Source organism: Geobacillus sp. Y412MC52 (genome assembly GCF_000174795.2).
In the GTDB taxonomy this organism is placed as follows: Bacteria; Bacillota; Bacilli; order Bacillales; family Anoxybacillaceae; genus Geobacillus; species Geobacillus thermoleovorans.
Map to the genome: position 1 here is coordinate 778,246 of NC_014915.1, position 14,849 is coordinate 793,094.

At 50.8% G+C, this 14,849-nt stretch carries 14 protein-coding genes and 1 other annotated feature; of the genes, 10 read left to right on the forward strand and 4 right to left on the reverse strand.

The window, feature by feature from the left end; all coding sequences use genetic code 11:
- Positions 1–48: 48 nt before the first annotated feature.
- Positions 49–283, reverse strand: a binding site (T-box leader).
- 50 nt (positions 284–333) lie between these two features.
- Complete coding sequence (locus GYMC52_RS03955; protein WP_013523167.1) at positions 334–708, reverse strand: DUF3899 domain-containing protein; 375 nt, start codon at positions 706–708, stop codon at positions 334–336.
- Positions 709–1,133: 425 nt separating this feature from the next.
- On the opposite strand from GYMC52_RS03955, the gene GYMC52_RS03960 reads away from it, so the two are divergent.
- The 5 genes from GYMC52_RS03960 (at position 1,134) to GYMC52_RS03980 (ending at position 6,864) form a co-directional block, all read left to right on the forward strand.
- Positions 1,134–2,783 (forward strand): peptide ABC transporter substrate-binding protein, encoded by a 1,650-nt coding sequence (locus GYMC52_RS03960; RefSeq protein ID WP_013523168.1) that lies wholly within the window; start codon positions 1,134–1,136, stop codon positions 2,781–2,783.
- 121 nt (positions 2,784–2,904) lie between these two features.
- Positions 2,905–3,834: an oligopeptide ABC transporter permease gene (gene opp3b / locus GYMC52_RS03965; RefSeq protein WP_011230313.1), complete on the forward strand. Its 930-nt coding sequence runs from the start codon at positions 2,905–2,907 to the stop codon at positions 3,832–3,834.
- Positions 3,831–4,853, forward strand: coding sequence for an oligopeptide ABC transporter permease (gene opp3C / locus GYMC52_RS03970; RefSeq protein WP_013146073.1), 1,023 nt, complete (start codon positions 3,831–3,833; stop codon positions 4,851–4,853). Before opp3b ends, opp3C begins: the two co-directional genes overlap by 4 nt.
- Before the next feature lie 21 nt (positions 4,854–4,874).
- Positions 4,875–5,936 (forward strand): ABC transporter ATP-binding protein, encoded by a 1,062-nt coding sequence (locus GYMC52_RS03975; protein ID WP_013146072.1) that lies wholly within the window; start codon positions 4,875–4,877, stop codon positions 5,934–5,936.
- On the forward strand, positions 5,929–6,864 hold the full coding sequence (locus GYMC52_RS03980; RefSeq protein ID WP_013523169.1) for an ABC transporter ATP-binding protein: 936 nt from the start codon (positions 5,929–5,931) through the stop codon (positions 6,862–6,864). The genes GYMC52_RS03975 and GYMC52_RS03980 overlap by 8 nt, the downstream gene beginning before the upstream one ends.
- 88 nt (positions 6,865–6,952) lie before the next feature.
- Here the strand turns inward: GYMC52_RS03980 and GYMC52_RS03985 are convergent, their stop codons facing one another.
- Positions 6,953–7,135 carry a hypothetical protein gene (locus GYMC52_RS03985; protein WP_011230317.1) on the reverse strand — a complete coding sequence of 61 codons (183 nt, stop codon included), beginning with the start codon at positions 7,133–7,135 and terminating at the stop codon, positions 6,953–6,955.
- Between the two features lie 302 nt (positions 7,136–7,437).
- On the opposite strand from GYMC52_RS03985, the gene spxA reads away from it, so the two are divergent.
- Positions 7,438–7,836: a transcriptional regulator SpxA gene (gene spxA, locus GYMC52_RS03990; protein WP_011230318.1), complete on the forward strand. Its 399-nt coding sequence runs from the start codon at positions 7,438–7,440 to the stop codon at positions 7,834–7,836.
- 50 nt (positions 7,837–7,886) lie between these two features.
- Here the strand turns inward: spxA and GYMC52_RS03995 are convergent, their stop codons facing one another.
- Entirely contained in the window at positions 7,887–8,546 is a 660-nt protein-coding gene (locus GYMC52_RS03995; protein WP_013523170.1) for a TerC family protein, read from the reverse strand.
- Positions 8,547–8,756: 210 nt separating this feature from the next.
- On the opposite strand from GYMC52_RS03995, the gene mecA reads away from it, so the two are divergent.
- The 4 genes from mecA to pepF all read left to right on the forward strand — a co-directional run bounded on the left by mecA (position 8,757) and on the right by pepF (position 14,381).
- Positions 8,757–9,437, forward strand: a complete 681-nt coding sequence (gene mecA, locus GYMC52_RS04000; RefSeq protein ID WP_013523171.1) for an adaptor protein MecA — start codon at positions 8,757–8,759, stop codon at positions 9,435–9,437.
- 96 nt (positions 9,438–9,533) lie between these two features.
- Positions 9,534–11,042 (forward strand): cardiolipin synthase, encoded by a 1,509-nt coding sequence (gene cls / locus GYMC52_RS04005; protein WP_013523172.1) that lies wholly within the window; start codon positions 9,534–9,536, stop codon positions 11,040–11,042.
- A gap of 187 nt (positions 11,043–11,229) precedes the next feature.
- Positions 11,230–12,558 carry a competence protein CoiA gene (locus tag GYMC52_RS04010; protein ID WP_013523173.1) on the forward strand — a complete coding sequence of 443 codons (1,329 nt, stop codon included), beginning with the start codon at positions 11,230–11,232 and terminating at the stop codon, positions 12,556–12,558.
- Positions 12,558–14,381 (forward strand): oligoendopeptidase F, encoded by a 1,824-nt coding sequence (gene pepF, locus GYMC52_RS04015; RefSeq protein ID WP_013523174.1) that lies wholly within the window; start codon positions 12,558–12,560, stop codon positions 14,379–14,381. The genes GYMC52_RS04010 and pepF overlap by 1 nt, the downstream gene beginning before the upstream one ends.
- 13 nt (positions 14,382–14,394) lie before the next feature.
- Here pepF and GYMC52_RS04020 read toward each other — a convergent pair whose 3' ends face one another.
- Entirely contained in the window at positions 14,395–14,592 is a 198-nt protein-coding gene (locus GYMC52_RS04020) for a hypothetical protein (RefSeq protein WP_013523175.1), read from the reverse strand.
- Positions 14,593–14,849: the final 257 nt, after the last annotated feature.

Genomic DNA, 14,849 nt, shown 5'->3' on the forward strand with positions numbered 1-14,849 from the left:
GATCTTCACTCCCTCAAGCAAAAATAAAAAAGGCCCTGCCAGCCCTCTGATAGGGACGGTAGGACCGCGGTGCCACCCTACTTATTGCGCCGACAAGCGCAATCGCTCAGCCCATGCTTAGCGCATGGCCCCCTGTAACGCGGGGAAACGTCCTCGCCTACTGCGTCGCCGGTTCGGCGGGAAGCTCGAAAGCCCATTCCATATGGCTAGCCGCTTGTTCGCACCGTCCACAAGCTCTCTGAAGGCATCGCCAATATGTACTCTTCTTTCTCATCGCTCGGTTGATCCTAGATTTGCCTTATATTATACGGAAAACATTCAGCTGTTGCAACCTTATTGCATGGCATATCCGGCGGCAATCATCGCCAGAAACAGAAGCAGACCAGAAAAGAGAAGCGGATACGTGATGGCGAAACGCCGCGGACCGAGCAGCTCATCCGATTCATGTTCTGCTGCCGCTTCCTCAAGATACCGCTCCACCCTCGCGCTGCTTCTGCGCAATCGGCGAAACCCGTATGCGAATCCGCTGAAAAACCCGCGTTCATAAACAAACAAAAGCCCGCCGAGCGACAGAGGCAAAAGGGAGAGCAAAAACGAAACGTTAATAAAAGCCACTATACTCCATGCACCTTGTCCCACGACAATGAGTGAGCTTGCCGCCAGCATCGCAACGAAGAGCCATCCAGTCCGCACAGCCGTTTGTTTCATATCGTCTGTTCCCGCCTTTCCCTTCTCACTGCTTATTTTATCATAAATCGTGTGGGCGGGAAGATTGTCAAAATTATTAACAAAATTATATTAAAAAATATAGAAGAAATATGGAATTTAAGGAGGGATTTGCTTTGGAGCCAAGGGGAAGGGCAAAAAAATTATATTGTAAGCGTTTCCTTTTTTCTGTAGCAGAAATTTTTTGTTTACAATTGAGGAAAAAGTCATTACAATGCAAATGTAAATGAATCCGATCCCTATCTTGTTTTTAATTAGTTTGAAATTTTTTTATTTAAGGAAATAAAAAAATCCTTTTCAAATATACTAACACAGGATATAATAAGCGATGTAAGTGCAATCTTCTGAAATCAAATGGTTCAGAAGATTTGTAATACGCTACATAAATTTTTAAGGGGGGTTTTTTAGTGAAGAAGCGATTTTCTTTCTTCCTCGTCCTGCTTCTCGCGCTGTCAACGTTCCTCGCGGCTTGCGGCGGGGGCAAGGACAACAACGCTCAAGGCGGCCAGGGAGGCGAAAAGCCGGCGGAGAAAAAGGAGCAGGTGCTGAACTTGCTTGATTCTTCGGAAATCCCGTCGCTTGACTCGGCGCTCGCCACCGACCAAGTATCGTTTATCGTGTTGAACAACGTTATGGAAGGGCTGTACCGTTTAGGGAAAGACAACAAACCGGTGCCGGGGATCGCGGAAAGCTATGAAGTGAGCCAAGACGGCAAAACGTACACGTTCAAGCTTCGCAAAGACGCCAAATGGTCGAACGGCGACCCGGTGACGGCGCACGACTTCGTGTTTGCTTGGAAACGGGTGCTTGACCCGAAAACGAAAGCGGAGTATGCGTACATTATGTACGACATCAAAAACGCGGAAGAAGTCAACACCGGCAAACTGCCAGTTGACCAGCTGGGCGTCAAAGCGCTTGACGACTACACGCTCCAAGTCGAGCTGAAAAACCCGATTCCGTATTTCATCAGCCTGACGGTATTCGGCACGTTCATGCCGCAAAACGAGAAATTCGTGAAAGCGCAAGGCGACAAATACGGTCTCGAAGCTAATACGACGCTTTACAACGGCCCGTTCGTCTTAAGCGAATGGAAGCATGAACAAGGCTGGACATATGAGAAAAACCCGAATTACTGGGACAAAGATACAGTTAAGCTTGAAAAAATCAACGTCAAAGTTGTGAAAGACACGGCGACAGCGGTCAACTTGTATGAAACGAAACAGGCCGACCGCGTCGGTTTGACGGCCGAATTTGTTGATAAGTATAAAAATGATAAAAACTTCAAAACGGAATTGGATCCATCCCTCTACTGGCTGCGCATGAACACGAAAAAAGAACCGTTGAACAACGTCAACGCCCGCAAAGCGATTGCGATGGCAATCGACACGCAAGCGATGGTCGATACGCTCTTGAACAACGGTTCGATTCCGGCGAAGTTCACCGTTCCGAAAGACTTCGTCACCGGTCCGGATGGCAAAGACTTCCGCGATGTGAATGGCGATTTGGTCAATTACAATCCGGATGAAGCGAAAAAACTGTGGGAGCAAGCGAAAAAAGAGCTGGGCAAAGACAAATTTACGCTTGAACTGCTGAACTATGACAGCGACAGCGCGAAGAAAATCGGCGAGTATGTGAAAGCGCAGCTTGAACAAAACTTGCCGGGCTTGACGGTCAACATTAAACAACAACCGTTCGCACAAAAGCTCGAGCTTGAAAGCAAAATGCAATACGACCTGTCGTTCTCCGGCTGGGGTCCGGACTATCAAGACCCGATGACGTTCCTTGACTTGTGGACGACAACTAACCCGCACAACCAAACGGGTTGGTCGAACGCTGAATACGACAAATTGATTAAAGACGCGAAAACAACGTTGCTTGGCGATTTGCAAGCCCGTTGGGATGCGATGCTGAAAGCAGAAAAGATCGTCTTTGAAGAAATGCCGATTGCCCCGCTCTATCAGCGCGGTGTCGCCTACTTGCAACGCGAGTATGTCAAAGATATCGTTTCGCACCCGTTTGGCGGCGATTACAGCTACAAATGGGCATATATTGAGTAATCTGTTTTCTACAGCATGCCGAGGAGAGTATATGCGAGGGCATATACTCTCCTTTTGCCTGCCAAGGCGAAAAATGTCGAAAAACAACGAAGATTATAAGAAAAGCAGAGGAGGTGCGGTCATGGCGCGGTATACGCTTCAGCGGTTCGTTTATATGATCATCACGTTGTTTATCATTGCGACGTTGACGTTCTTTTTAATGAAGCTGTTGCCTGGTTCGCCGCTTCAGAACCAAGAGAAATTAACGCCGGAACAGAAGGCGCTTATTTTAAAAGAGTACGGATTGGATAAGCCCGTGCCGGTTCAATACATTCAATATTTAGGGAATTTGCTGAAAGGAGACTTGGGGGTATCGTTCCAATATGACAACCGCCCCGTGACAGAGCTCATCAGCGATCGAATCGGCCCGTCGGCCCAGCTCGGGTTTCAGGCGATTGTTTTTGGGACGATCGTTGGGTTGATTCTCGGAATTGTCGCGGCGATTCGACATAATCATTGGGAAGATTACACAGCTACGGTCATTGCGGTGTTGGGCGCCTCGATCCCGTCGTTTGTGTTAGGGGGGTTTTTGCAATATTTTATCGCTGTGAAACTGCAATGGCTTCCGGTCGCCTTTTGGGAAGGCTTCAAATATACGATTCTCCCGACATTGGCGCTGTCTGTCGGAGTCATCGCCAGCATCGCCCGCTTTATGCGCACGGAAATGCTTGAAGTGTTAAGCTCTGACTACATTTTGACGGCTCGGGCGAAAGGGATCAGCCAGGCGGGGGTTATCATCAAGCACGCCATCCGCAACTCGCTTATCCCCGTCATTACCATTTTAGGACCGATGACCGTCAATTTAATGACGGGAACGCTTGTCATTGAGAAACTGTTTGCTGTCCCTGGTCTTGGAGAGCAGTTTGTCCGTTCGATTGAACTGAACGATTACCCGGTTATTATGGGAACGACGTTGTTTTATTCCGCCTTGTTGATTTTGGCCGTCTTTATCGTTGATGTGTTGTACGGGGTTGTCGACCCACGCATCCGGTTAGCGGGAGGGAAAAAATGATGGCGAAACAACAATACGAACAACTTTCACCGGAATGGTTTCAGCCCGCCCCGCCGAACGTCGGTGAGCAGGAAAAAATCAATCGTCCGAGCTTGACGTTTTGGCAGGATGCTTGGCTTCGCCTTCGGGAAAACAAGGCAGCGATCGTGGGGCTCGTGATGATTATCATTTTGACGCTCATGGCGATCATCGCCCCGATGGCGAGCGACCGGACGTATAAAGATCAAAACTTGCGGCATGCGAAACTTCCGCCGAAAATCCCGGTGCTCGAGCATGTTCATTGGCTTCCGTTTGACGGCCGGGATGCGAACGGCGTTGATGTGTATAAACAGCGCGGCGTGAAAGAGTACTATTGGTTTGGCACGGATGACTTAGGACGCGACTTGTGGGTGAGAACGTGGTATGGCACGCGCATCTCACTTTACATTGGTTTGCTGGCGGCGTTGATCGACTTATTGATCGGGATTGCGTACGGCGGCATTTCCGGCTACTATGGCGGCCGCGTCGACAATGTGATGCAGCGGATCATCGAAATTTTAAACGGCATCCCGTATTTAATTATGGTCATTTTGTTCATTTTGATTTTTGAGCCTGGAATCATTTCCATCACGTTGGCGATGGTCATTACCGGTTGGACGACGATGGCGCGGATCGTGCGCGGACAAGTGTTGAAATTAAAGAACATGGAATACGTGTTGGCGGCAAGGACGCTCGGAGCGCCGACATCACGGCTCATTTTCAAACATTTGATCCCGAACGTCATCGGCCCGATCATTATTACGACGATGTTCACGATTCCATCGGCCATCTTCACTGAGGCGTTTTTGAGCTTTATCGGCCTTGGCATCCGTCCGCCGGAAGCGTCGCTTGGCTCGCTTGTCAATGATGGATACAAATCGATCCAAACATATCCGCATTTGATGATTATTCCGGCCGTTGTCATCAGCTTGCTCATTTTAAGCTTCAACTTGGTGGCAGACGGAATCCGCGATGCGCTTGACCCGAAAATGCGCAAATAACCGACGGAAGGGGTGAAACCGATGGAGAAAATTTTGCAGGTGAACGATTTGCACATTTCCTTTGACATCCACGCCGGTGAAGTGCAGGCGGTTCGCGGCGTCACGTTCGACTTGTATAAGGGAGAAACGCTGGCGATCGTCGGCGAGTCAGGGTCTGGGAAATCAGTGACTTCAAAAGCGTTGATGCGCCTGTTGCCGACACCGCCGAGCCGGATTAAGCAAGGGGAAATTTTATTTGAAGGAAAAGACTTGACCAAGCTGTCGGAGAAAGAAATGCAATCGATCCGCGGTGCGAAAATTTCAATGATTTTCCAAGATCCGATGACGTCGCTCAATCCGACGATGACGATTGGAAAACAAATTATGGAAGCGATTTTAAAGCATCAAAAGCTGTCGAAAGATGAAGCGCGCAAACGGGCGATTGAACTATTGCAGCTGGTCGGCATTAAAAACGCCGAGCTGCGCATGAAGCAATACCCGCACCAATTTTCCGGCGGGATGCGCCAGCGTGTTGTCATCGCCATCGCCTTGGCGTGCAATCCGAAAATTTTGATCGCCGATGAACCGACGACAGCGCTTGATGTGACGATTCAGGCGCAAATTTTGGAGTTGATGAAAGACATTCAGAAAAAGCTCGGCATGTCGATTATTTTCATCACCCATGATTTAGGGGTTGTCGCCAACATGGCCGACCGAGTGGCCGTGATGTATGCCGGGAAAATCGTGGAGATCGGCACGGTGGATGAAATTTTTTACAATCCGAAACATCCGTACACGTGGGGATTGCTGGCCTCGATGCCGAGCCTTGATCATAAAGATACGGAGCTGTATTCGATCCCGGGTTCGCCGCCGGATTTGTTAAATCCGCCAAAAGGCGATGCGTTTGCGCCGCGCAATCCGTATGCGCTCAAAATTGACTACGAGCTCGAGCCGCCGATGTTCCAAGTGTCTGATACGCACTATGCGGCGACATGGCTGTTGCATGAGATGGCGCCGAAAGTGGAACCGCCGGCTATCGTGCGCGAGCGGATGAAACGGTTTGCTGACATCGTCGCCCGGAAAGGAGGAAAACCGCGTGGCTAGACAAAAGCTGCTCGAGGTGAAAAACTTAAAACAATACTTCCCAGCCGGCCGCGGTGAGGTGGTGAAAGCGGTCGACGGCGTCACCTTTGACATTTATAAAGGTGAAACGTTCGGCCTTGTCGGCGAGTCGGGCTGCGGCAAGTCGACAACGGGGCGGACGATCATTCGGCTCTATGAGGCGACAGACGGGGAAGTGCTGTTTAACGGGGTCAATGTGCACGGCAAAAAATCAAAAAAAGAGCTGAAAGAGTTAAATCGGAAAATGCAGATGATTTTCCAAGATCCGTATGCGTCGTTGAATCCGCGGATGACGGTCGCGGATATTATCGCTGAGGGCATCGACATCCATGGGCTGGCGAAAACGAAAGAAGAACGGATGCAACGCGTGTATGAATTGCTTGAGACGGTTGGCTTGAACCGCGAGCATGCCAGCCGCTACCCGCATGAGTTTTCCGGCGGTCAGCGCCAGCGGATCGGCATCGCCCGGGCGCTTGCCGTCGAGCCGGAATTCATCATCGCCGATGAGCCGATTTCGGCGCTTGACGTTTCCATTCAGGCGCAAGTCGTCAACTTGCTGAAGCGCCTGCAGCGTGAAAAAGGGTTGACGTACTTGTTTATTGCCCATGACTTGTCGATGGTCAAATACATCAGCGACCGGATTGGCGTCATGTATTTCGGGAAAATGGTCGAGCTCGCTGAATCGGAAGAGCTGTACCGCAATCCGATCCACCCATACACGAAGGCGCTCTTGTCGGCCATTCCGCTTCCTGATCCGGAAACGGAGCGGACGCGCAAGCGGATCGTTTACGATCCGGCGCAACATGGCTACAAAGATGGAGAGGAACTTGAATTCCGTGAAATTACGCCTGGCCATTTTGTGCTTTGTTCGGAGGAAGAGTATAAGCGGTATCGGGCGATGTATGCCTAGCAGAATAGAAAAGGGCGCCGCTCCTTCATCGCCGCATGATGCGAACGGTGAAAGAGGCGGCGCCCACCTATGCGCCTGTCTTGGCGCGTTATTTTTTTCCCCCGACAACTTTCCATCCTTGTTGGATGCGGCGAGAGGCCTCGACATGCTTTCCACTTTTGTTTCGGCCGAACATCCGCTCTCCGATCGTGTTGCTGATGTTCCCCATCAATGCGGTGAGGACGACGATCAATGCCGAAGCAATGGCAAAGTCGATGAAATAGCCGGCCATCGGTTCTTCCTCCCTTTTCCTTTTCTACTTTGATTGTAGAGGATTTGCCTTCACTTTGGAAGAGGAAAGAAAGAAAATTGCATTTATCATCGAAAAACTATATCTTTCTTGGCCGATGTATTGTATAATATATCATGTTAAAGTCATTTCAATTTGCAAACGATTGGCAAAGCGGCTGATCGCCAGACTGGCGTCCAAGCCGTGTCGCTATGCTGTCAGACGTCAAACCGGCATAGCGGTGCACGTCTGTCGTCTGACGGACGAGGGAAGCAAGGGATTCCTTGTCAAAAGGAGTGATCGAAGTGGTCAAGCTATACACATCACCGAGCTGCACGTCATGCCGGAAGGCGAAGGCGTGGCTCGAGAAGCACAATATTCCTTATGTCGAGCGCAATATTTTCTCCGAGCCGCTCACGGTCGAGGAGATTAAAGAGATTTTGCGGATGACGGAAACGGGGACGGATGAGATCATTTCCACCCGTTCGAAAGTATTCCAGAAGCTGAACATTAACTTGGAAGCTCTGCCGCTGCAAGATTTGTACGAACTCATTCAAAAAAACCCAGGCATTTTGCGCCGGCCGATCATCATTGATGAAAAGCGGCTTCAAGTCGGCTACAACGAAGATGAAATCCGTCGCTTTCTGCCGCGCAAAGTGCGGGCGTATCAGCTTCGTGAAGCGCAGCGGCTGGTGAACGGGTAATAAAAAAACTTCTACATGGTCTGCCATGTAGAAGTTTTTTATCATTTGCTTTATGCGGCGCGCGACCGGCGGTGGGCCGCCAAGCCGAGCAAAACAGCAAGAACGGCCGCCGCCATTGGAAACAGCGCCTCCCCATTCGGGGGGTAAAACGGGCGCAACCGCTCTTCGGCAGCGATCATCTTTCCAGCGGTGTACGCCAAGAGGGCGCCGCCGGCATAAATGAGAATCGGGAACCGTTCCATGGCATAAAGGATGATTTTGCTGCCTAAAATGATGATAGGAACGGAACAGAGAAAACCGAACACAACAAGTCCGATATGGCCTTGAGCCGCTCCAGCGATGGCGATGACGTTGTCAAGACCCATGGCGACATCGGCGGCGACGATCGTCTGGATGGCTTTCCAAAGCGACGGTTCGGCTTTGATCATAGTCGGTTTTTCGTCTTTTTGCCCGATCAGTTTCAAGGCGATCCAAAAGAGGACGACGCCTCCAGCGAGCTGCAAGAACGGAATCGTCAACAGCCAAACGACGGCCACCGTCAAGACAATGCGAACAGCGATCGCCAGCGCGGTGCCGACAATGATGGCCATATTCCGCTTTTGTTCCGGCAAGTTGCGGCTTGCTAGCGCAATGACAACCGCATTGTCCCCGCCAAGAATGACATCAATGCCGATAATCAGCAAGATGGAAACGATGTATTCATCCACCATAGGCGTCCCTCATTCCGTCCGTGTTCATCATCATTATAGTAGGGCATGGCCGGTTTCATAACCAATTTTTAAAAATGCGTTTTTTTATTTCCCTTCTTTCGCTTTTTATCATAAAATAAAAGTACAAGATCATAAGTTTTGATTTAAATAGTTTCAGGGGCACAATCCCTTCCTTTTTTATTTCTCTGTTTTAGAAGGGAGAGTTGAGAAATGGAAATCGAACGCATCAATGAACATACGGTGAAGTTCTACATTTCCTATGTTGATATAGAGGAGCGCGGCTTTGACCGCGAGGAAATTTGGTACAATCGGGAACGAAGCGAAGAATTATTTTGGGAAATGATGGATGAAGTTCATGGGGAAAGCGATTTTTCGCTCGATGGCCCGCTTTGGATCCAAGTGCAGGCGCTCGAAAAAGGGCTTGAAGTCGTCGTGACGAAAGCGCAGTTGTCCAAAGACGGAAGCAAGCTCGAGCTGCCGCTTCCAGAAGAGAAATGGCGCGAGTTTTCGCTGTCAGCTGATGAAAAGGTGGAATCGCTGTTCGGCCACCATTTCCACTTTGGTCAAAACGGGGACGCCGAGGAGAGAGAAGAGCAAGATGTCCTTCAATTCATCCTTTCGTTCAAGGATATCGAGGATGTCATTTCCTTGGCCCATCGCGCTGACTTCTCTCGGTTGTCGAACCGCCTGTTCCAATTTGAAGGCCGCTATTACTTGTTCGTGGAGTTTGACGAGCGCTACACCGAGCAGGAAGTGGACAATATGCTCAGCCTTCTGTTGGAATACGGAAGCGATTCCCAGCTGACGATTTATCGACTTGAAGAATACGGGACTGAAATTATGGGCGACAATGCACTCGAAACGATCAAAACGTATTTTCCAGCCTCATAATGTTTCCATTCCGCCGATTTCGCCGCCAGAAATCGGCGTTTTCTACGTTAGCGGAAGAAAAACGGCCATCATGAAGAGCCGGGTGGAGGGGTTTTGTTGCGAAACACATCGAGAGTGGCGATTCTCGTCGTCATTGTCGGCGCGTTGCTGGCATTGACGAACGGGTTTTGGGAAGGGAAGCTGCTTGGTCTTTTCAGCGTATTGATGTCTTGTTCCGTCATCTTTATTGCGCTGGTCATTTCTCTTGAGAATCGAAAGCCGGCGCAGACGATCGCTTGGCTGGCGGTGCTGGGGAGCTTTCCGATTGTCGGCTTTTTGTTTTATTTATTGTTCGGACGCAACTATTGGCAACAACGGCGCTATAAAAAGAAAGCCGATTTTGATGAGGCGGTGCTGCTCAAGTTTCAAGAGCCGTCGCCGATTGCCGTCGAGCGGCTGCCGATGGCGCCCCATCAGCGTCCGCTTTTGCGCCTTGCTTATCGCATCGGCCAGCATCCGGTTTCACTCGCCTCGCAGACGGCAGTGTTGACGAACGGAGAGGAGACATTTTCTTCTATTTTTGCTGAACTGGAAAAAGCGGAACACCATATTCATTTAGAATATTATATCGTCCGTCATGATGAAATCGGCCAACAGTTGAAGCGCGTCTTGATGGAAAAGGCGCGCCAAGGGGTGCGCGTCCGTTTTTTGTACGACGCCGTTGGAAGTTGGAAGTTGTCAAACGCCTATATCGAGGAGCTGCGCGCGGCTGGAGTCGAGATGATCCCGTTTTCACCAGTGCGCCTCCCGTTTTTAAGCAACCAAATCAATTTCCGCAATCACCGAAAGATCATTGTCATCGATGGAGGCGTCGGCTTTGTCGGCGGGCTGAACATCGGAGATGAGTATTTAGGAAAAAACAAATATTTCGGATTTTGGCGCGATACGCACTTATTGATCCGCGGTGAAGCCGTCCGGACGCTCCAGCTCATTTTTTTGCAAGATTGGTATTACATGACGGGAGAACGCTTGTTGACGCCGGACTATTTGTCGCCGCCGCTCATCGTCGAGGAAGGGCAAGGCGGGGTGCAGCTCATTGCCGGCGGTCCGGACCAAAAGTGGGAAGTGATCAAACAGCTGTATTTTGCCATGATTACGTCGGCGAAACAATCGATTTGGGTTGCCTCGCCGTACTTTGTGCCGGATGAAGACATTTTGACGGCGCTCAAAGTGGCGGCGTTAAGCGGCATCGATGTTCGCCTGCTGGCGCCAAAGCGTCCGGATAAAAAAATTGTCTTTTACGCTTCGCGCTCGTATTTTCCCGAGCTGCTCGAGGCTGGGGTGAAAATTTACGAGTATGAGAAAGGGTTTTTGCACAGCAAAGTCATCGTCGTCGATGGCGAGCTCGCCTCGATCGGCACGGCGAACATGGATATGCGCAGTTTCCATTTAAACTTTGAAGTGAACGCCTTTTTGTATTATACCGACAGCATTCATAAACTCGTCCGCGACTTTTTGGAAGATTTTCGCCACGCTTCCATGATCGACTACGAACAGTTTCAACAGCGCCCGTTCCGGGTGCGTATCGCTGAATCGGTCTCCCGGCTGTTGTCGCCTCTGTTGTAACCAACCGCTTGTAAACGCCAGTCCGCCGAATCGGCGGACTTTTTTCGGCGCAGTTTGGCTTTGGGCAGGAAAACCGGCGATGGTCAACGAATAAAAGGGAAGAACCGGACGGTGAAGGGGGCAGCAGAGAACAATTCCAGCTGTTCCCGCTCACAGACAACTATTTTTTACTGGAAAGGAAGTGATCATGTTGTTTGTCGCTCTCTCAGCTGATGGCAGGACGGTTTCGCTTGCCGGGGCGGAAAGATGGGAACGAGAGGGGCTGATGCGCCTGAAACGACAGGAACCGTTTTTTTGTCCCGCGTGCCGTCAAGAAGTGGTGCTCCGGTCGGGCCGCTACCGTTTGCCGCATTTCGCCCATCGAAAAGGGGCGGCCTGCCCGGTCGAGCACGAACCGGAGTCGGAGCGTCACTTAACTGGGAAGCGAGACTTGTTCGCGTGGCTCATTCGCCAAGGCATGGAGGCGAAGCTCGAGCCGTATTTGCCCGCCATCAAGCAGCGTCCTGACATATTGTTCCGCCATGGCCCACACCTTTATGCCCTCGAATACCAATGTTCCACGATCGATGAATCGCTGTTTCGCGAACGCAATGACGGCTACCGTCTCCTTGGCATCCGCCCGTTGTGGGTGTTAGGAGCCCATCATTTGCGGCGTTCGCCAAAATATTCGGGGGAAGTGCAGCTCTCCCGGTTTCAATGGTTGTTTGCCCATCGCGCTCCACATTCAGTCGTTCCACATATATGGTACTACAGTCCAGAGACGAAACGCTTCATCCGCCTTTTTCGCCCGTTGCCGCTATCGGTGCAGCGAACATTGGCCGCGGTCGATTCGATTCCGCTTTCGTCGTTTTCGTTCCCCGATTGGATGGCCTCCTGCCCGCTGCCGCTTCCATCCGAGTTTTGGGAACGATGGCTCGAACGAAAAAAACAATGGCGGCGGACGTTTCCGCTTTATCCGAACCAAACCGTGCGCCGCATTTGTGCTGATTTTTACCAGGCGGGCATCGTTCCGTCACTGTTTCCGACCGAAGCAGGCTGGCCAGTGCCGCGCGGGTATTTATGGGAGACGGCGCCGTTCATTTGGCAAACGTATGTCCTTTTGTTTCTTCTTGGAAAGACTGGACGGCCGGCAACGGCAGTATCTTTATTTCAGTGGCTCGACGACAAAATCCGCACCGGCCGCCTCGTTCCGCGCCGGCTGCCGCTTGTCGGCCGGGATACGTATCGTGAGGCCGTCGGCGAGTATTTGCATTGGTTGAGCCTGCTCGGCTATCTCCGCCGCGAAGAGGGCGACCAGCTTCATTTGGTGAAGCCGCTGTCGTTTCCGTCGACCGTCGATCAGATGATTCATCAAGATGCTGCGCTTCTTGAGCAAATTCATCAAACGCCAGCACTTAGCCGCTATTGGGAGGCGCTTGAATTTCAAAACGCGGAGAAAATGAACAGAAAACAGGAAAAGATGAACGGAATGGTGAATAATAATTCGTGTATCGATTATTTGTATAAGGAGGAATGATGACGGTGGAGGAAAAGAAAGCGAAAAAGTCGCTGCCGCTGCGAAGCGAGATTCCGGTGGAAGAAACGTGGCGGCTTGAGGACATTTTTCCCACCGATGACGCCTGGGAAGAAGAGTTCAAACAAGTGAAGGCAATGATTCCAAAGCTTGGCGAATACAAAGGGCGGCTTGGCGAATCGCCGGAAGTGCTGTATGAAGCATTGCAATGCCAAGATGACGTATCGATGCGCCTCGGCAAGCTGTATACATACGCCCATATGCGCTATGATCAAGATACGACCAACTCGTTTTACCAAGGGCTTGACGCCCGGGCGAAAAGCTTGTACAGCGAAGCATCGAGCGCGATGGCGTTTATCGTGCCGGAAATTTTGGCGATCGATGAAGCGGTGCTGCGCTCGTTTTTGGAACAATACGAGCCGCTTCGCTTGTATGCGCACGCGTTAGACGAAATTACGCGCCAGCGCCCGCACGTGCTGTCGGCGGAAGAGGAGGCGATCTTGGCGCAGGCAGCCGAGGTGATGCAGGCGACATCCGACACGTTCAGCGCGTTGAACAACGCTGATTTGACGTTTCCGACGATCATCGATGAAAACGGCGAGGAAGTCGAAGTCACGCACGGCCGGTTCATCCGCTTTTTAGAAAGCACGGACCGCCGCGTCCGCCGCGATGCGTTTTACGCCGTATACCATACGTATGAGAAGTTTCAAAATACGTTCGCCAATACGCTTGCCGGCACGGTGAAAAAAGACAACTTTTTCGCCCGCATCCGCCGCTACCGTTCGGCGCGGGAAGCGGCGTTGGATGCGAACAACATTCCGGAGAGCGTCTATGACAACCTAATTGCTACGATTCATGAACATTTGCCATTGCTGCACCGGTATGTGCGGCTGCGCAAACGAGTGCTTGGGCTTGATGAGCTGCATATGTACGATTTGTACACGCCGCTTGTGCAAGAAGTGAAAATGGAAGTGACGTACGAGGAAGCGAAGCAATATATGCTTGAAGGGCTCGCGCCGCTTGGCGAGGAATATGTGGCGATCGTGAAAGAAGGTCTTGACAACCGTTGGGTCGATGTGCGCGAAAACAAAGGAAAGCGAAGCGGCGCCTATTCGTCGGGAGCGTACGGCACCCATCCGTACATTTTGCTCAACTGGCAGGACAATGTGAACAATTTGTTTACACTTGTGCATGAGTTTGGCCATTCGGTGCACAGCTACTATACGCGCAAAACGCAGCCGTATCCGTATGCGCATTATTCAATTTTCGTCGCCGAAGTGGCGTCGACGTGCAATGAGGCGCTGTTGAACGACTATTTGCTGAGAACGATCGATGATGAGAAAAAGCGGCTCTATTTGCTCAACCATTATCTTGAGGGGTTCCGCGGCACGGTTTTTCGCCAGACGATGTTCGCGGAGTTTGAGCATTTGATCCATTTGAAGGCGCAACAAGGCGAGGCATTGACGGCCGAGACGTTGACGTCCCTTTATTACGACTTAAATAAAACGTATTTTGGCGATGATATTGTCGTGGACAAAGAAATCGGCCTCGAGTGGGCGCGCATTCCGCATTTTTATTACAACTACTATGTGTACCAATACGCAACCGGCTTCAGCGCGGCGACTGCACTTAGTAAACAAATTTTGGAAGAAGGCGAACCGGCGGTGAGACGGTACATCGACTTTTTAAAAGCCGGCAGTTCTGATTACCCGATTGAAGTATTGAAAAAAGCCGGCGTCGACATGACGAGCGCCGAGCCGATCCGCCAAGCGTGCCAAGTGTTTGCGGAGAAGCTTGATGAGATGGAGCGGCTGCTTGAGAAATGAAACGAATGCGGCGCTACAGCCGCATTCGTTTGGAAGGAAATCCACGAAACTGATGGCGGCGGTTCCATGTCGCTGCCAATCCAAGCAAGGAGAGAAACAAAAGCGGCATGGTCGCCCAAAGCGGAAGGAGCTGCATGAGGCCCAACAAGTTCAGAATAAAGGCGGCAGCGGATGCCGCCGCCCAAAGGGATAAGACGATGCGCTGCTTCATGGCGATGGCCACCTCTTCCCATTTGCTTTAGTTGATGGCTCTTCACCACAACATGTACTTGACAAGCAATACGGTTTCCTGCACAAAGATGTGCAAAAATCACTGATTTGTTGATTTTCCCTCACAAGCGTAAATAGGGTATGTTCAGAAAAAATCAAGTACAACTTTTGGTGAAGAGCCTAGTTGATTATATGCTGTTTGTCTGCCTGATCATGACGCAGGGCGAATTATGACAATAATGTGAACAAACGAGCAAA